The sequence below is a fragment of the Noviluteimonas lactosilytica genome, from assembly GCF_020866925.1.
Lineage (GTDB): Bacteria > Pseudomonadota > Gammaproteobacteria > Xanthomonadales > Xanthomonadaceae > Noviluteimonas > Noviluteimonas lactosilytica.
In genome coordinates, this window is record NZ_JAJGAK010000004.1 from 190,500 (window position 1) to 207,915 (window position 17,416).

Below are 17,416 nucleotides of genomic sequence, written 5' to 3' on the forward strand. Positions count from 1 at the left end.
TTCAAGCCAGCGGCAGCGTGCAGCGGATGCGCTGAGTCGCGCCGTCGCCCGCGCCATCGATCGCGAGCGTGCCTTCGTGCGCTTCGACGATCGCCTTCGCGATGAGCAGTCGCAGGCCGAGGCCGTCGTCGGGCGGCGGGATTTGCGGAGCGACCAGCAATCGCGCGCGCGCTTCGTCGTCTAGCGCGGGACCGTTGTCCGCGAACACGACTTCGGCGCTGCCGTCGCGACGCGACACCGCCACGCGCGCGCCTTGCGGATCGCGCGCGACGACCTGCTCGACCAGCGTGCGGAACATCTGCGCCAGCCGTCCCGCATCGCCGAGCACCATCGCGTCCTGCGTGCCGTCGCCGTAGTGCGGATCGATCGTGCTGCCGTGCACCGAGCCGACCGCCATGTCGAGCGTGCCGGCGAGTTCGACGCGACCGCTGCGATCGACGAGTCGCTGTTGTTCCGCGCGCGACCAGTCGTCGAGCTCGTCGATCATGCGCGCCATGCGTTGCGACTGGCGCACGACGATATCCGCGAGCTCCTTCGCATTCGCGTTGCCGGGATCCGTGCGCATCAGGTACGCGGCGGTCTGCAGCGAAGTGAGCGGACTACGGAGGTCGTGTGCGAGTCGATTGAACCAGGGTGTGTCACCGCGTGAAGCGTCGTTGGCCATCAGAACACCCGGGGTTGGGTTTCGTCGCAGATCAGGCGCACGACGTCGAGATCCGGCGGCTTCACCAGGTGATGGTCGAACCCGGCTTCCGCGGTGCGGCGCCGATCGTCCGGCTGGCCCCAGCCGGTGACCGCGACGAGCACGCGCCGGCTGCCGCCCGGTTGCTGGCGCAAGCGTTGCGCCAGTTCGTAACCGCTGAGGCTGGGCATGCCGATGTCGAGGAACACCAGGTCGGGATCGAACGACTGCACTTCCACCAGCGCCTCGTGCGGATCGTAGAGACGACGCACTTCGTGGCCCAGCAGTTCCAGCATCATCGCCAGCGTGTCCGCCGCGTCGCGGTTGTCGTCGAGGACGAGGATGCGATGCGCGCCCTTCGGCTGCGCACGCATGGGCGCGACCGGTGCACGCACCGGTTCCGGGGTCACGTCGCGCAACGGCAGAGTCACGATGAAGACGCTCCCTTCGCCAAGGCCCGGGCTCTCGCAGCGGATGGTACCGCCATGCATCTCGACGAGTTGTTTGACCAGCGTGAGACCGATCCCGAGACCGCCGCGCGCGCGCTCGACCGAGGTGTCGACCTGCGCGAACAGCTCGAACACTTCTTCTATCTGGCGCTGCGTGAGGCCGATGCCACGGTCGTGCACGCTCACCGTGACCGAATGGCCGTCGCGATTGGCGACCACCTCGATCGGCCTGCCCGCATCCGAATACTTGGCCGCGTTGCTCAGCAGGTTGGAGAACACCTGCGACAGGCGATCGCCGTCGGCGAGCATGGGCAGCGGCGTTTCCGGCAACGCGAGTTGCAGCGGATGCGCGCCGGCTTCCAGCGTCGGCGACGCGGTCTCGATCGCCGCGTGCAGGATCTGCTGCAGCGTCGTGGGCTCTGGCTTGAGGACGAGCTTGCCGCGGCTGATGCGCGCCACATCCAGCAGGTCGTCGATCAGGCGCACCAGCAAGCCGAGCTGGCGCTCCATCATGTCCTGGAAGGGATCGTCGCTGCCCGTCAGCTTGCGGATGCTGACCGCGTTGCGCAGCGGCGCCAGCGGATTGCGAAGCTCATGCGCGAGCGTGGCGAGGAACTCATCCTTGCGCCGGTCCAGTTCGCGCAACTGCGCTTCGGCGCGCAGGCGTTCGCCGATCTGCGACTGCAGGTCGACGTTGCGCTGCGCGAGTTCGACGTTCGCCAGGCGCAGGGATTCGTTGAGCTGTTCGAGCTCGCGCGCCTTCTCGGTGCGCAACGCTTCGTTGGCCGCGGCGAGGCGTTCGTTGGCGTGCTGCAGTTCGCGCCGCTTGCGGAACAACTCCGCGAGCACGACCACCTTCGAACGCAGGATCTCCGGGATCACCGGCACCATCACGTAGTCGACGGCGCCGAGCTTGTAGCCGCGCATGCGATCGAGGTCGGACACGTTGACCGCGGTGACGAAGATGATCGGCGTGCGTTCGAAGCGCGGGTGCTGGTGGATCATGCTCGCCGTCTCGAAGCCGTCCATGCCGGGCATGTTGACGTCGAGCAGGATCACCGCGAACTCGTCCTGCATCAGCTTCTGCAGCGCTTCCGGACCGGAGCTCGCGTCCACGAGCCGCTCGCCGAGCGGTTCGAGGATCGCTCGGTACGTGAGCAGGCGTCCCGGCTGGTCGTCGACCAGCAGGATGTTGACCGGCGTCGAGCCGGGTCCGTTCGCGATCGGCATCAGCGATGCAGCCATTGCCTCAGCACTCCGAGGAGCTGGTCGGTGACGACGGGCTTGGCGAGGTAATCGGACGCGCCGGCTTCGAGGCACTTCTCGCGGTCGCCCTTCATCGCCTTCGCGGTGAGCGCGACGATCGGCAACGCGCGCGCATCGGGCATGCCGCGGATCGCGCGCATCGTGTCGTAGCCGTCCATGCCCGGCATCATGATGTCCATCAGCACCAGGTCGATGTCCGGATCCTCGGCGACCTTCTCGATCGCCTCGTGGCCGGTGCCGGCGGTGATCACGCTCATGCCGTGGCGTTCGAGCACGCTCGACAGCGCGAAGATGTTGCGCACGTCGTCGTCGACCACCAGCACGCGCTTGGACTTCAGCGCGTCGTCGGTCTCGTGCAGGCGCTGCACCATGCGCTGCTTCTGCGGCGGCAGGTCGGCGATCACGCGGTGCAGGAACAGCGAGGTCTCGTCGAGCAGGCGCTCCGGCGATTCCACGCCCTTGATCACCACGCTGCGCGCGGCCTTGCGCAGTCGCGTGTCTTCATCGGCGGTGAGTTCCTTGCCGGTGAACACGACGATCGGCACCTCGTGCAACTGCGGCTCGTCCTGCACGCGATCGAGCAGGTCCAGGCCACTCATGTCGGGCAGGCGGAGGTCGAGCACGACGCAATCGTATTCGGTCTCCATCAGGCTCGACAGCGCCGCCTCGCCGGTCTTCGCCGTGTCGATCTGGATGTCGTCGTGGCGCAGCAATTCCTCGATGCTCATGCGCTCGCGGTCGTCGTCCTCGACGATGAGCAGGCGCTTGGTGCGGGGCAGGGTGTACTGGCGGATGCGTTCGAGCGCGCCTTCGATCGATTCCGGCGTCGAAGGCTTGGCGAGATACGAGAACGCGCCGCGCTCGATGCTGTGGTGGCGCTCTTCCTCGATCGTCACGATCTGCACCGGGATGTGGCGCGTGCTCGAATCCTGCTTGAGGCGCGCGAGCACGGTCCAGCCGAGCATGTCGGGCAGGAAGATGTCGAGCGTGATCGCATTGACCGCGTACTCGCGCACCAGCCGCAACGCTTCCGCGCCGCGGTTGGCGGTGAGCACCTGGAACCCGCGCGAGCGCGCCAGGTCGCGCAGGATCGCGGCGTAGTTCGAATCGTCTTCGACCACGAGCAGGATGGGTTTGTCCGGATCGAGTCGATCGCGATCGTCCGCCACTTCGACGAGGTCTGCGAACGCGTGTTCGACGTGCGCGACCGGGTGCGCGGGCTTGTGGCCGAACATGCTGGCGACCGGTTCGCCGGTGCCGACGTAATCCAGCGGCAGGTACAGGACGAACGTCGAGCCCTTGCCGAGCGCGCTCTGCAGGCGCAGTTCGCCGCCGAGCAGGCCCGCGATCTCGCGCGAGATCGCAAGGCCCAGGCCCGTGCCGCCGTACTTGCGCGACGTGCCCGCATCGGCCTGCTGGAAGGCCTCGAAGACGATCTTCTGCTTCTCCGACGAGATGCCGATGCCGGTGTCGGTGACTTCGAAGGCGATGACCGTCGGTGCGTTGTCGAGCACAGGATGGCCCTCGGTCCAGCCTTGCGACGCCACGCGAGCCGACAGGCGCACGCTGCCGCGTTCGGTGAACTTGAGCGCGTTGGACAACAGGTTCTTGAGGATCTGCTGCAGGCGCTTGGGATCCGAATGCATCGAACGACCGATGTCCTGCGGGAAGTCGACCGAGAAATCCAGGCGCCGGCGTTCGGCCTCGTGGCGGAAGCCGCGCTCGAGGTTTTCGCGCAGGTGCGAGAACGCGATCTCTTCGCTGTCGACCGTCACCGTGCCCGATTCGATCTTCGACAGATCGAGGATGTCGCTGATCAGGTGCAGCAGGTCGGAGCCCGCGGCGTGGATCGTCTTGGCGAACTCGACCTGGCGATCCGAAAGGTTCTCCTCCGGGTTCTCGGCCAGCTGCTGGCCGAGGATCAGGATCGAGTTGAGCGGCGTGCGCAGCTCGTGCGACATGTTCGCGAGGAACTCGGACTTGTACCGCGAGGTCAGCGCGAGCTCGGCGGCCTTCTCTTCGAGCGCGCCGCGCGCCTGTTCGATTTCCTGGTTCTTGCGCTCCACCTCGGTCTTCTGTTCGGCGAGCAGCGCGGCCTTGAGCGCGATTTCCTCGTTGGTCTGCTGCAGTTCCTTCTGCTGCGACTGCAGTTCGCCGGCGAGCTGCTGCGACTGCGAGAGCAGGCGTTCGGTGCGCATCGTCGCTTCGATGGTGTTGAGCACGATGCCGATCGAACCCGACAGCTGTTCGAGGAACGCGCGCTGCGACGGCGTGAACTCGGTGAGCGATGCGAGTTCGATGACCGCCTTGACCTGGTCTTCGAACAACACCGGCAGCACCACCACGCTGCGCGGCACGGCGCTGATCAGGCCCGATTCGATCTGCACTGTGCCGGCCGGCACGTCGTCGATGGCGATCATTTCCGCCTGCGCAGCGCACTGGCCGATCAGGCCCTGGCCGAATTCGACATAGCGCGGTTCGTCGTCGTTGCCGCTCATGTCGGCGTAGCCGGCGAGCTGGCGCAGGCGATTGCGGCCGCGACGTTCGTCGGTTTCCACCACGTACATCACGCCCTGCTGCGCGTAGACCAGCGGTGCGAGTTCCGACAGCAGCATGTGGCCGAGCGTGATCAGGTCGCGCTGGCCCTGCATCATGCCGGAGAACTTGGCGAGGTTCGTCTTCAGCCAGTCCTGCTCGCGGTTCGATTCGGTCGTCGCGCGCAGCGTGCCGATCATCGCGTTGATGTTGTCCTTCAGGTCGGCGAGCTCGCCGCGCACGTCCACCTGGATCGAACGCGTGAGATCGCCCTGCGTCACCGACGTCGCTACTTCCGCGATCGCGCGCACCTGCGTGGTGAGGTTCGCCGCGAGCTGGTTCACGTTGGCGGTGAGGTCCTTCCAGATGCCCGCGGTGCCCGGCACGTTGGCCTGGCCGCCGAGGCGGCCTTCGACGCCCACTTCGCGCGCCACCGTCGTCACCTGGTCGGCGAAGATTTCCAGCGTCTCGGTCATCGAGTTGATGGTGTCGGCGAGCTCGGCGATTTCGCCCTTCGCTTCCACCGTCAGCTTCTGGTGCAGGTCGCCGTTGGCCACCGCGGTCACCACCTTCGCGATGCCGCGCACCTGCGTGGTGAGGTTGGACGCCATCGAGTTGACGTTGTCGGTGAGGTCCTTCCACGTGCCCGCGACGCCGGGCACCTGCGCCTGGCCGCCGAGCTTGCCCTCGGTGCCCACTTCGCGCGCCACGCGCGTCACTTCCGCCGCGAAGCCGTTGAGCTGGTCCACCATCACGTTGATCGTCGACTTCAGCTGCAGGATTTCGCCCTGCGCGTCGACCGCGATCTTGCGCGAGAGATCGCCCTTCGCCACCGCGGTGGTGACTTCGGCGATGTTGCGCACCTGCGTCGTCAGGTTCGACGCCATCGAGTTCACGTTGTCGGTCAGGTCCTTCCACGTGCCTGCGACGCCCGGCACCTGCGCCTGGCCGCCGAGCTTGCCTTCCGTGCCCACCTCGCGCGCCACGCGCGTCACTTCCGCGGCGAAGGAGTTGAGCTGGTCGACCATCGTGTTGATGGCGTCCTTGAGCTGCAGGATTTCGCCGCGCGCGTCCACCGCGATCTTGCGCGAGAGATCGCCCTTCGCCACCGCGGTGGTGACTTCGGCGATGTTGCGCACCTGCGTCGTGAGGTTCGACGCCATCGAGTTCACGTTGTCGGTGAGATCCGCCCACGTGCCCGCGACGCCCGGCACGACGGCCTGGCCGCCGAGGCGACCTTCGGAACCCACTTCGCGCGCCACGCGCGTCACTTCCGCCGCGAAGCCGTTGAGCTGGTCCACCATCGTGTTGATGGTGTTCTTCAGTTCGAGGATTTCGCCGCGCACGTCCACCGTGATCTTGCGCGAGAGGTCGCCCTTCGCCACGGCGGTCGTCACTTCGGCGATGTTGCGCACCTGCGAAGTGAGGTTGGACGCCATCGCGTTGACCGAGTCGGTCAAGTCGGCCCACGTGCCGGCGACGCCGGGCACGACGGCCTGGCCGCCGAGGCGACCTTCGGAACCCACTTCGCGCGCCACGCGCGTCACTTCCGCCGCGAAGCCGTTGAGCTGGTCCACCATCGTGTTGATGGTGTCCTTCAGTTCCAGGATTTCGCCGCGCACGTCCACCGTGATCTTGCGCGAGAGATCGCCCTTCGCCACCGCGGTCGTCACCTCCGCGATGTTGCGCACCTGCGACGTCAGGTTCGACGCCATGGAGTTGACGGAGTCGGTGAGGTCCTTCCACGTGCCTGCGACGTCGGGCACGACGGCCTGGCCGCCGAGCTTGCCTTCGGTACCCACTTCGCGCGCCACGCGCGTCACTTCCGCGGCGAAGCCGTTGAGCTGGTCGACCATCGTGTTGATGGTGTTCTTCAGTTCGAGGATTTCGCCGCGCACGTCCACCGTGATCTTGCGCGAGAGATCGCCCTTCGCCACGGCGGTCGTCACTTCCGCGATGTTGCGGACCTGCGACGTCAGGTTCGACGCCATCGCGTTCACGGAGTCGGTGAGGTCCTTCCAAGTGCCGGCGACGCCCGGCACGATCGCCTGGCCGCCGAGCTTACCTTCGGTACCCACTTCGCGCGCCACGCGCGTCACTTCGGAAGCGAAGCCGCGCAGCTGGTCCACCATCGTGTTGATGGCTTCCTTCAGCTGCAGGATCTCGCCGCGCACGTCCACCGTGATCTTGCGCGAGAGGTCGCCGTTCGCCACCGCGATCGTCACCTCGGAAATGTTGCGCACCTGCGCGGTGAGGTTGGACGCCATCTGGTTCACCGAGTCGGTGAGGTCCTTCCACACGCCCGACACGCCCTTCACCTTCGCCTGGCCGCCGAGGCGGCCCGCGGTGCCCACTTCGAGCGCCACGCGCGTCACTTCCGACGAGAACTCGCTCATCTGCTCGAGCATGCGGTTCACGATGTTCGCCGCGCGCAGGAACTCGCCCTGCAACGGACGTCCGTCGCTGTCGAGCGACACGGTGCGCGAGAGGTCGCCCTTGGCCACCGCGGCCATCGCTTCGGTCATCGTTTCGATCGGGCGCGCCATGTCGCGGATCAGGCCGTTGACCGACGACTCCATGTCGGCCCACTGGCCCTGTCGATTCGCCGACGGCATGCGCTGCCGCGTGCGGCCTTCGCCGCCGACGCGCTGCGCGACGCGCGCGAGGTCGTTCGCCAATCGCTTGTTCTGGTTGACGATGTCGTTGAAGGCGTCGGCGAGCTTGCCGGACATGCCTTCCCAATGCGCCGGGAGCTGGACCGAGAAGTCGCCTTCGCGGACCGAGTTCATGGCCATCAGCAGTTGCTGGAGCGCTTCCATTTCGACCGCTTGCGCCGACGGTGGCGTCGGTGCGGCGATCGTTTCGGATGCAGTTGAGGCGGCGGCGCCGCGGCGCGAGCGCCGGGCGGGCTGGCTTTCGTGATTCACGGGAGGACCTCCGGTGCCCGTCCCCACGGGCAAACAGATGCGCAAGCTATCGTCGGGAAAGTAGGGACCATGTGAAGACCGCATTCACGAACTGGCGATTCATCCGGCCGGCGGAATGGCCCATCGGAACGTCCATCCGCCGTCGGCGCGCGTGCTCGCCACGCGCAGTTCGGGGACTTTCGATTCGCCGAGCGCGGTGGCGATCGGACCGGGCGAGGGAAGGCCGTCGGCGTCGCACGCGAGCACCGCTTCGCCGTCGCCGTCGACGTGCAGGCGGAAGCTTTGCGCGCCGAGCGCCTGGCATTCGACCGCGACCACGCACAGGGCCTGGCGCAGCAAGCCGGGCACGGGCGCGTCTTCGCGACCCGTGCATTCCACGTGTACGTCCGAGCCCGCCTCGTGCAACCGCGCGCGCAACACGAGCGCGGCGCTGGACAATGTTTCCCCGTCCGGAAGGGTTTGCAGCAGGCCGTTGCCGCGCAGCACCGCGGCCTCGATGCGCGCGATGCAGGCGAGCGTGCGCGTCGCGTCGTCGACGAGCTGGCGCGCGGCGAAGGCGTTGATCTGCACGGCGTTCAGCACGTTGCGCAGGTCATGCATTCCATCGCGCATCGAAGGCGGCGACGAAGGCTCGTTGGGCATGTCGGATTCTGGGCCGGTAATCGCGGCACTTTGGCCAATCGCGTGTTCAACCCGCGTGAGCCGGAACCCATTTCCGGTTGTCGCATTCAGCACGCGTCGTGGCATGCCGATTGCGACCTCATCTGCGCGGCATGCCGCGTTTCGCACCACTTACCGAACCGTCCTTGCGACGGCAGCAGGAGCAGCCAGATGAACGAGCGAGATCGAGAACACCACGGGCGCCATGGCGGCGTCCGTCACCTGGGGGAACGGCTCTTCGGGCGTCGCGACGAGCAGCACGACGACGACCGTGAGCGCGACGACCGCGACGAGCGCTACGCGCGCAGCCTGCGCGACACCTACAACCCCGAGCCGCAATGGCTGCAACAGGATCGCGAGAGCGAAAGCCGGCGCGAGCGCAGCGGTGATGCATCGCGTACGAACCGTGACTTCGGCGCGCGCAACTACGGCGCGCGCGACGAGCAGCGCATGCGCGAAGAGCGCGACTACGACCAGCGCACGCTCGGCCAGCGCACGGGCAGGGGCGGCTACGAGACGACCGGTTGGGAAGAGGACGAACTCGATTTCGGCACGCGTCGTTACGAACCGTTCCGCGTCGGCACGGGCATGGGCCTCGGCCCCACGGGGCGATCGGACCTCGAGTTCGGACAGGGCTACGGCAAGTCGTCGGGCTACGGGCACCACGAATCCGGCTACGGCAGCCGCGCCGGATGGGATCTCGGCTCGCACCAGCGCGACTGGGTCAGCGACCACCGTCCGTCGTATCGCGGCCTCGGCCCGCAGAACTACAAGCGCTCCGACGAACGCATCCGCGAAGACATCTACGAACGCCTCACCGACAGCCATGTCATCGACGCACGTTCGATCATGGTCGACGTCAACCAGGGCAACGTGACTCTCTCGGGCACCGTGGGCGAACGGCGCATGCGCTACGCGGCCGAAGACCTGGTCGAACGCATCGGCGGCGTGGCGAACATCAACAACCAGTTGCGCGTGCAGCAGGGGGGCGAGGCGTCGTCGCCCGACCTGGATACCGAGCGGCACTGACGGAAGAACAGGTGAAGCAAAAACAGGGGTCAGAGCACCTTTTCCGGGGGAAAAGGTGATCTGACCCCTTCCCCCATCAGAGGTCTTCGTCGTCGGTCACCGGCATGCCGCGCTCGCGCGCGAGGCGGTTGCGGATCGTGCGTGCGGTGATGCCGAGGGCCGCGGCCGCGCGGCGACGGTTGTTGCCGTAGTGCTGCAGTGTCTTGCGCAGGATGCGGCGCTCCATTTCCTCGAAGGACGTGCCCACGGTGAAGGTGATCGTGTGCGCCGACTCGCTCGGCGGACGCTGCGGGAACAACTGCGGCGACAGGCGCACGACGCCGTCGTCGGCGAGGATGTACGCGCGCTGCACCGCGTTGCGCAATTCGCGCACGTTGCCCGGCCATGCGGCGTGCCCGATGAACTCGACCGCTTCGGGCGCGAAGGCGTGGCGCGTGCCCGCGCGCACGTTGAGTTCGGACAGGAACGCATCGGCCAGGCGCATCGCATCGCCTTCCCGTTCGCGCAACGGCGGCACCGGGATGTCGAATCCGCAGAGGCGGTAGTACAGGTCTTCGCGCAGGCGGCCACTGGCGACCGCTTCGCGCGGATCGCGGTTGGTCGCCGAGACGATGCGCACTTCCACCGGCAGGTCCGCGTGCCCGCCGACGCGGCGATAGCAGCCGAAGTCCAGCACGCGCAGCAGGTGCGTCTGCAGCGCCGGCGCCATCTCGGTGATCTCGTCGAGGAACAACGTGCCGTGTTGCGCCTGTTCGAGGAACCCGAGGTGGCGGGACACCGCGCCGGTGAAGCTGCCCTTCTCGTGGCCGAACAACTGGCTCGCCAGCAGCTCGCCCGCGACGGCGCCGCAATTCACCGCGACGAACGGACCGCTGCAACCGCTCGCGGCGTGGATCGCGCGCGCGATGAGTTCCTTGCCGACGCCGCTCTCGCCGTGCAGCAACACCGACGCATCGGTCGGCGCGACTTTGTCGATCATGCGGCACACCGAGACGAACGATTCGGCCTCGCCGACCATGCCGTGCCGTTGCTCGGCGGTCGCACGCGGCGGTGCGATGCGGCGATCGACCGCGGCGGCGTGCAGCAACTCGTTCAGCCGTTCGGGGCAGATCGGCTTCACCAGGTAGTCGACCACGGAACTGCGCAGCGATTGCAGCGCCGACTCCACCGTGGGTCGCCCGGTGACCACGACGGCGCGCGTGCGGTCGGGGTCGACGTCTTCCAGCAATTGCAGGCCGTTGCCGTCCGGAAGATCGATGTCGACCAGCGCGACATCGAAGTCGCGCTGGCGCATGCGGTTCAGCGCCGTGTTCAGTTCGCCCGCGATGGTGATCTCGAAGCCCTGCATGCGCGCGAGCTCCGCGGCGGCATGCACGAAGCCGACATCGTCGTCGACGATGAGGAGGGAAGGCGCTCGCGAAGGGATTGGATCAGGCGAGGGGGACGCGCCCATCGGGTAGCTCTGCGGAGGTTGACGGCAGCGGTGTACTCCGCAGTAAGCGACGCCGTGGTGAAGGTTTTCCCGTCGAAGGAATTTGTTTCCGGCTCATCCATTCGTCGGTATGGCGCTTGCGTGATGGACGGTGTCATCGCACCGACCGAAGGAGACCAACGATGCGAAGCATTCACGTTTTTCACGGATCGCTCGCCCTCACCCTCGCCCTCACGCTTGGCCTCACGGCATGCGACCGGCGCGGGCAGGGTGAATCGGGCGATCTCTCGCCGCAGACCGGCGCGAGCAACCCGGCGCCGGACGATACGGCAGACCTCCCCAGCGACACGGCGACCGTCGCACCGCCGGCGGCGAGCACGGCGATGCAACCTGCGGGCGCGCGACTCAATCCCGCTGACGAGTCGTTCATCGCGCAGGCGAGCCAGGCGAACGAAACGGAGATCGCCACCACCGCACTCGGCATGTCGCGCGGAAGCGCCAAAACGCAGGAGCTTTCGCGCATGTTGAACGGCGATCACGTCGCTTTGCGCGATCGCATGACCGAACTCTCGCCGAACAGGGAGCTGAGCGAAGGCACGGCGCCCGCCGACCTTAATGATCTTCCGGACGAAGCGTTCGAAGGCAAGTTGCTCGCCACGTATCGCACGCAGCACGAGCAGGCGATCCGCGCGTTCACCGATGCGAGCAACGATCCGACGTTGAGCGAACCGCTGCGCGGACTCGCGAGCGAAACCCTGCCGACGCTGAAAAGCCATCTGCAGGCGGTCACCAACGCCCAAGGTTCGGAATGATGTTCCGCCCCCACGCCTTCACATCGGCACGCCGGGGTGAATGGCCCGCGTCGTGCATGAACTGAAGAGTCGTTCGATCCCCCAAACGATGAAGGAGCACAGACCCATGGCAACTCGAGGACAAGGCGGGACCAGCAATCGCGGCTTCGCGTCGATGGACCCGGAAAAGCAGCGCGCGATCGCTGCGCAAGGCGGCCGTGCCGCGCATGCGCAGGGCGTGGCGCACGAGTTCGATTCGGAAGAAGCCCGTGCCGCGGGCCGCAAGGGCGGCCAGGCACGCAGCAGCCGCAGCGCAGCCGCGCGTGCGGTGAGCGTCGCGGACCGCGATATCCAGGGTGCCGCTTCGGGCCTGGATGCGATGGACGAGGGCATGTCGCGCGGCGGTCACGTCTGACCAGGGCACGCCTGACCAGCGCGGAAGGCGATCCGCGGCGGCGTCCCCTGCGCCGCCGCGGATCCCGAGGACAAGCGCCGCGTCAGGACCACCAGCCGCGGCGGCGCGCGACGATCAACGCCGCCACGACCGTCGCGGCCATCAGGCCGACGGTGATCCAGAACCCCTGCGACCCGCTGTCGAAGAGCGTCGCCTGGAAGTTCATGCCCAACACGCCCGCGATCACCGCGAGCGTGCCGAGCAGCACCGTCACGAACGTGAGCACGCGCATAGTTTCGTTGGTGCGTTGCGACAGTCGCGTTTCGAGCAATTCGTAGCTGCCGATCACGAGGTCGCGCGCGTTCTCGACCGTATCCATCGCACGCTCGTAGCGCGCGCTGACCGCGCGGTAGCGGGCATCGATCTTGTCGTCGCTCTCGGGGCGGAAGTCCGGACGCCGCAGCGCGTCGAACAGATCGCGATGCGAACTCAACAGTCGGCGGAACATCGACACCGCGCGCCGAAGCCGGCGCAGGTGCGGCACGTGCCGGCCGTGCACGCGGTCTTCGAGGATGTCGACTTCCAGCTGGTCGAGGCGGTTCTCGAATTCGTCCAGCGCGTCGTAGTACGCCGTCAGCATGCGGTCGAGCAGCGTGATCGCGAAGCTGTCCGCGTCGAGTTCGCCCACGCGCGAACCGCTGTCGTGGTTCCCCGCGAGTGCGTCGAGGAAGGGGAGGGCGTCCTTGTGCGCGGTGACCACCGCGTTGCGGCCCACGACCAGGAGCCACGGCACCCCCGTCACCGTGTCGTTCGCGGCGTTCCAGCACGCGACGATCGCGCGCGCGGCGAACCCGTCCTGGTGCAGCAGAAGCGGATCGGCCTTCGCATCGAACAGCGGCGCGATGTCGGGCGCATCGAGTCCGAGCGTCCGCATCGCCTCTGCGGTGTCCCGCGGACCTTCGGCGCGGATGTCGATCCAGGCAAGTTCGTGTTCGCCCAGCCGGGAGAGGTCGAGATCGCGGGGGTCGACGCGACGATCTTCCCCGTGTGCGTCGAACAGCAGCACGCGCACGGCCTTGTCGTCGCCGTCTTCCAATGGATGAGCGTCGTCGCGATTCACGCCGATGCTTGTAGCAGCGGCGCGTCAACGCCCGGTCAATGCGATTCACGCCTGCGCAACGCGTTCCTCGCGAGGCTACGCGCATGAACACCGCACCCGACAAGGCCATCGACGCAGCGCTCGACGAGGCGATCGAAGAATCCTTCCCCGCCAGCGACCCGCCTTCGCAGACGCAGCCCGTCACCGCGACGCCGACGCAACCGCAGGTCCCGCTGCGCGATACCGGCATGACCGGCGACGAACTGCATGTCTATCGCGTGATCGAACCGCGCAAGGCGTCGCAACCCTTCTCGGGACCCGGCGCGGATCGCGGCGGACGCTGGACATCGCCGGGCACGCAGGGCGTCTACGCGTCGCTGACACCGGGCGCGGCGATGCTCGAATACCTCGTGCACCTGGAAGGCGACACGCCAAGCGAATTGTTGCTCGCACAGGCGACGGTCCCGGTGCCGAGTGTGCTCGCGCAGGTCGATTTGCCGAGCGACTGGAAGCAGCGTCCGTATCGCGATGCCGTGCGCGAGATCGGCGACAAGTGGTCGAAGGCGCAGCAATCGCTCGCGCTCCGCGTGCCGAGTGCGGTCTGCGAAGGCGAGTGCAACGTGTTGATCAATCCGGATCATCCGGACTTCGCGAAGCTGCGGCTGGAACACCTGTCGCCAATGAAGATCGATCCGCGCCTGCGGATCTGAGCGCGCGCGGCGTCGTCGCATCCTTCGCAGGAAGGCTCCGCCGGTGCGATCGTAAGTCGCGTGTAAGTGTGCGGGTCCCAACGTGGTCGGCGCTCATTGTCGAGCGCTTCCAACGGACCCCCCCATGCAACCGATGCGTTTGATTCCCCGCGTGGCGCCTGTCGCCGCGCTGCTCGCCGGCCTCGTCCTCGCGCCTGCCGCGTGGGCGCAAAGCAACTGCACGCTCGATGTGGGCGCGTCCACCGCGCCCGGTGAATTCGCCACCGCCTGCGGCGACCAGGCCAACGCCGTCGGGCAACACGCGACCGCGATCGGCATGGGCGCGGCCGCGCTCGCGGATCGCAATGTCGCGGTCGGCGCCGTCGCGAACGCCGAAGGGTTGTACTCGACGGCGTTGGGCACGGCGACCGAAGCCGTCGGCGTGCGTTCGACCGCCGTCGGCGTGCATGCCGAAGCGACCGGCGAAGAAGCCACCGCGCTCGGCGGCGGCACCGAAGTGACCGGGCGGTACGGGACCGGCGTCGGTTCCGATGCAACGGCGCAAGGCGTCGACAGCACGGCGCTCGGTCACGCGGCCACGGCGGTCGCGAACGACAGCGTCGCCCTTGGCGCGAACAGCGTCGCCGACCGGGCCAACACCGTGTCGGTCGGCAACGCGGAAGCGGGCACGATGCGCCAACTCACCAACGTCGCGCGCGCAACGCACGCGAACGATGCGGTGAACCTCGCGCAGATGGACGAACGCTTCGCGCGCGTCGACGATCAATTTCGCAACATCGAACGTCGCTTCGACGACATGGATCGCCGCCTGGATGCGGTCGGCGCAATGGGCGCGGCCACCGCGTACATGACCGCGAGCGCGGCGGGCGTGGCGGCGACGCATCGCTTCGCGGCGGGCGTCGGGAGCCAGGGCGGCGAGTCGGCGGTCGCCGTCGGCTATCAGCGCGGCTTCCGCGAAGGGCGCACGATCCTGACGTTCGGTGGTGCGTTCTCGCGCGACGACACCAGCGTCGGCGCGGGCGTCGGCTTCGGGTTCTGATCGTGCGCATCGCCCTGGTCGAGGACCATGCACGCCTGGCCGAACTCATCCGCATCGCCTTCGCGCGCGCGGGCTTCGGCATCGACGCATACGACACGCTCGCGTCGGCGCGGTACTGGTTGTGCCGCAACGCGTACGGCGCGTTGGTCCTCGATCGGGGCATGCCCGACGGCGACGGCCTGTCGCTGATCGCGGCATTGCGCGGCGAAGGTTGGTCGGTGCCTTGCCTGGTGCTGACAGCGCGCGATGCGATCCACGATCGCGTGGAAGGCCTCGAGCATGGGGCCGACGATTACCTGGCCAAGCCGTTCGCGATCGAGGAACTCGTGGCGCGCGTGCGCGCGCTGATGCGGCGTCCGGCGACGTTGGCATCGATGCACCATGCAGTCGGGAAGCTGCAGGTCGATGCCGACACCGCTCGCGTCTTCGTCGACGGCGTGCCGCTGCGCCTGGCGCCGTCCGAATACCGCCTGCTCCTCGCCCTCGCGCAGGCGCGCGGCGCGACGCGCACGCACGCGCAGTTGCTCGACGCGGTCTTCGGGCCGTTCAGCGGCACCTCGCGCAACGCGCTCGAGGTCGCGGTGCATCGCCTGCGTGCGCGCCTGCGCGAACACGATGCGCGCGCGGCGATCGTCAACGAACGGAGGATGGGCTTTGCGCTCGTGGCGACCGACTAGCCTCAACGGGCGCATCCTGCGCAACGTCGCCGTGGGCGTGCTGTTGGCGGGCGCGTGCCACGCAGCGGCTGCGTTCGCGTTGTACCGCGTCGGCTCGGATTGGCTCGTGCACAACGGATTGGTCGGACAGGCGGAAGACATCGCGGAGCGCGCGCGGTTCGATGCCGCCGGGCGCGTGTACGCGACACTCGACGCGCACATGCAGTGGGGGTACGACGCCTACTTCCAGCACCTGCGCTATCGCGTGGTCGATGCGGAAGGCCGGGTGTTGCTCGCGTCCGACGGCGATCTGCATCCCCTGCATCGCGAGGGCGGCGCGTTCGAGGCGCGGCGCGATCGGTTCCATATCGCGCGCGACGGCGAATCGATGCAGGCGGTGACCGTGCCGGCCAGGATCGAAGGCCGTGCGGTGTGGATCCAGGCCGCGCGCAGCGATCGCTTCCTGGCGCTCGCCGAGGAAGCGATCCTCCCGGTCGTCGTCGAGTCGACGCTGCTGGCGGGCGGGTTCGCGCTGGCGTTGTTCGCGAGTGTCGTGTGGTGGAGCGTGCGACGCGCGATGCGGCCGGTCCGCGAAGCATCCGCGACCGCACTCGCGATCGGCCCGCGCAACACGGCGGCGCGTGTCGCGTCGCAGGGCTTGCCCTCGGAGATCGCGCCGCTGGTGTCGTCGGTGAACGACGCGCTCGGCCGGCTCGAAGCAGGCTATCGCGCGCAGCAACGGTTCCTCGCCAACGCCGCGCACGAATTGAAGACGCCACTCGCGCTGTTGCGTGCCCGCATCGATCTCGACGGGAAGCCGGGCTGCGCGGCGACGCTGCGCGAAGTGGACGGCATGGCGCGCATCGTCGGCCAGCTGTTGCACCTGGCGGAAGCGGCGGATCCGGCCACTTACCGGCGCGCGCCGATCGTGTGGCATCGCCTCGCGCTGCAGGCCCGCGCGAGCGTCGCGCCGCTGGCGGACGCGAAACGGATCGCCATCGACATCGAATCGGTCGAGGATGCGCACGACCTGCGCGGAGACGCTTCAGCGTTGCTCGCCGCGGTTCGCAACCTGCTGGAGAACGCGATCCGGCATTCGTCTCACGGCGATCGCGTGGTGCTGCGCATCGATGGTCGCCAGCTGCTGGTGCGCGATCGCGGCAACGGATTATCGGTCGAGGCGCGCGCGCGGATGTTCGAACGTTTCTGGCGCGCCGATCGCAATGGCGACGGCGCCGGACTCGGGCTTGCGATCGTGCACGAGGTGGTGGAAGCGCACGGCGGCCAGGTCGATGCCCGCAATCGCGACGACGGGCCGGGGGCGGAAGTGCGGATCGTGCTGCCGGGTTACTCGCCGCGGTAGCGGCAACCGGACGTGCAAGTTTCGTTGACGACGATTTCCGACAACAGCGGCAACGACGGCTTCAGGCGCTGCCAGATCCACTTCGCAAGCACTTCGCTCGTCGGGTTCTCGAGACCGTCGATGTCGTTGAGATAGTGGTGGTCGAGCTGGTCGTACAGCGGACGGAAGGCCGACTTGATGTCGGCGAAATCCATCACCCAGCCCGTGTCCGCGCCGGGTTCGCCGCTGACGTGGATCTCGACGCGGAACGAATGCCCGTGCAGGCGCGCGCACTTGTGCCCGGGCGGCACGTTGGGCAAGCGATGCGCGGCTTCGATGTTGAACGACTTGAAGATGTCCACGCGCGCAGTCTAGCACCGCGCCACGGGGCGACCCGGGCGCGGT

General features: G+C 67.8%; 14 protein-coding genes. 7 read left to right on the forward strand and 7 right to left on the reverse strand.

What is annotated here, in order from left to right:
- Position 1: 1 nt before the first annotated feature.
- The 4 genes from LK996_RS14920 to LK996_RS14935 all read right to left on the reverse strand — a co-directional run bounded on the left by LK996_RS14920 (position 2) and on the right by LK996_RS14935 (position 8,501).
- Positions 2–664, reverse strand: a complete 663-nt coding sequence (locus LK996_RS14920; RefSeq protein ID WP_230528161.1) for a sensor histidine kinase — start codon at positions 662–664, stop codon at positions 2–4.
- A complete protein-coding gene (locus LK996_RS14925) occupies positions 664–2,376 on the reverse strand; it encodes a response regulator (RefSeq protein ID WP_230528162.1) in 1,713 nt (570 codons plus the stop codon). Before LK996_RS14925 ends, LK996_RS14920 begins: the two co-directional genes overlap by 1 nt.
- Complete coding sequence (locus LK996_RS14930) at positions 2,361–7,859, reverse strand: HAMP domain-containing protein (RefSeq protein ID WP_230528163.1); 5,499 nt, start codon at positions 7,857–7,859, stop codon at positions 2,361–2,363. The genes LK996_RS14925 and LK996_RS14930 overlap by 16 nt, the downstream gene beginning before the upstream one ends.
- 99 nt (positions 7,860–7,958) lie before the next feature.
- Positions 7,959–8,501, reverse strand: a complete 543-nt coding sequence (locus LK996_RS14935; protein ID WP_230528164.1) for a sensor histidine kinase — start codon at positions 8,499–8,501, stop codon at positions 7,959–7,961.
- 189 nt (positions 8,502–8,690) lie between these two features.
- Here LK996_RS14935 and LK996_RS14940 point away from each other — a divergent pair, with 189 nt between their 5' ends.
- On the forward strand, positions 8,691–9,548 hold the full coding sequence (locus LK996_RS14940; RefSeq protein ID WP_230528165.1) for a BON domain-containing protein: 858 nt from the start codon (positions 8,691–8,693) through the stop codon (positions 9,546–9,548).
- A 76-nt stretch (positions 9,549–9,624) separates the two neighbouring features.
- On the opposite strand, the gene LK996_RS14945 is transcribed toward LK996_RS14940, so the two are convergent.
- On the reverse strand, positions 9,625–11,001 hold the full coding sequence (locus LK996_RS14945; protein ID WP_255657174.1) for a sigma-54-dependent transcriptional regulator: 1,377 nt from the start codon (positions 10,999–11,001) through the stop codon (positions 9,625–9,627).
- Between the two features lie 161 nt (positions 11,002–11,162).
- Between LK996_RS14945 and LK996_RS14950 the strand changes: the two genes are divergently transcribed.
- Both LK996_RS14950 and LK996_RS14955 read left to right on the forward strand, forming a co-directional pair.
- Positions 11,163–11,792, forward strand: coding sequence for a DUF4142 domain-containing protein (locus tag LK996_RS14950; protein WP_230528167.1), 630 nt, complete (start codon positions 11,163–11,165; stop codon positions 11,790–11,792).
- Positions 11,793–11,898: 106 nt separating this feature from the next.
- Entirely contained in the window at positions 11,899–12,186 is a 288-nt protein-coding gene (locus LK996_RS14955) for a KGG domain-containing protein (RefSeq protein WP_230528168.1), read from the forward strand.
- Positions 12,187–12,268: 82 nt separating this feature from the next.
- Here LK996_RS14955 and LK996_RS14960 read toward each other — a convergent pair whose 3' ends face one another.
- Complete coding sequence (locus tag LK996_RS14960; RefSeq protein ID WP_230528169.1) at positions 12,269–13,285, reverse strand: CorA family divalent cation transporter; 1,017 nt, start codon at positions 13,283–13,285, stop codon at positions 12,269–12,271.
- Between the two features lie 83 nt (positions 13,286–13,368).
- On the opposite strand from LK996_RS14960, the gene LK996_RS14965 reads away from it, so the two are divergent.
- The 4 genes from LK996_RS14965 (at position 13,369) to LK996_RS14980 (ending at position 17,032) form a co-directional block, all read left to right on the forward strand.
- The gene (locus tag LK996_RS14965) at positions 13,369–13,974 is read left to right on the forward strand and encodes an RES family NAD+ phosphorylase (protein ID WP_230528170.1); all 606 of its coding nucleotides are present in this window, start codon (positions 13,369–13,371) and stop codon (positions 13,972–13,974) included.
- A gap of 124 nt (positions 13,975–14,098) precedes the next feature.
- The gene (locus tag LK996_RS14970) at positions 14,099–15,013 is read left to right on the forward strand and encodes a YadA-like family protein (RefSeq protein WP_230528171.1); all 915 of its coding nucleotides are present in this window, start codon (positions 14,099–14,101) and stop codon (positions 15,011–15,013) included.
- 2 nt (positions 15,014–15,015) lie between these two features.
- Complete coding sequence (locus LK996_RS14975) at positions 15,016–15,690, forward strand: response regulator transcription factor (protein WP_230528172.1); 675 nt, start codon at positions 15,016–15,018, stop codon at positions 15,688–15,690.
- On the forward strand, positions 15,668–17,032 hold the full coding sequence (locus tag LK996_RS14980) for a sensor histidine kinase (protein ID WP_230528173.1): 1,365 nt from the start codon (positions 15,668–15,670) through the stop codon (positions 17,030–17,032). Before LK996_RS14975 ends, LK996_RS14980 begins: the two co-directional genes overlap by 23 nt.
- On the opposite strand, the gene queD is transcribed toward LK996_RS14980, so the two are convergent.
- Positions 17,017–17,373 (reverse strand): 6-carboxytetrahydropterin synthase QueD, encoded by a 357-nt coding sequence (gene queD / locus LK996_RS14985; RefSeq protein WP_230528174.1) that lies wholly within the window; start codon positions 17,371–17,373, stop codon positions 17,017–17,019. The genes LK996_RS14980 and queD overlap by 16 nt on opposite strands.
- Between the last annotated feature and the right edge of the window lie 43 nt (positions 17,374–17,416).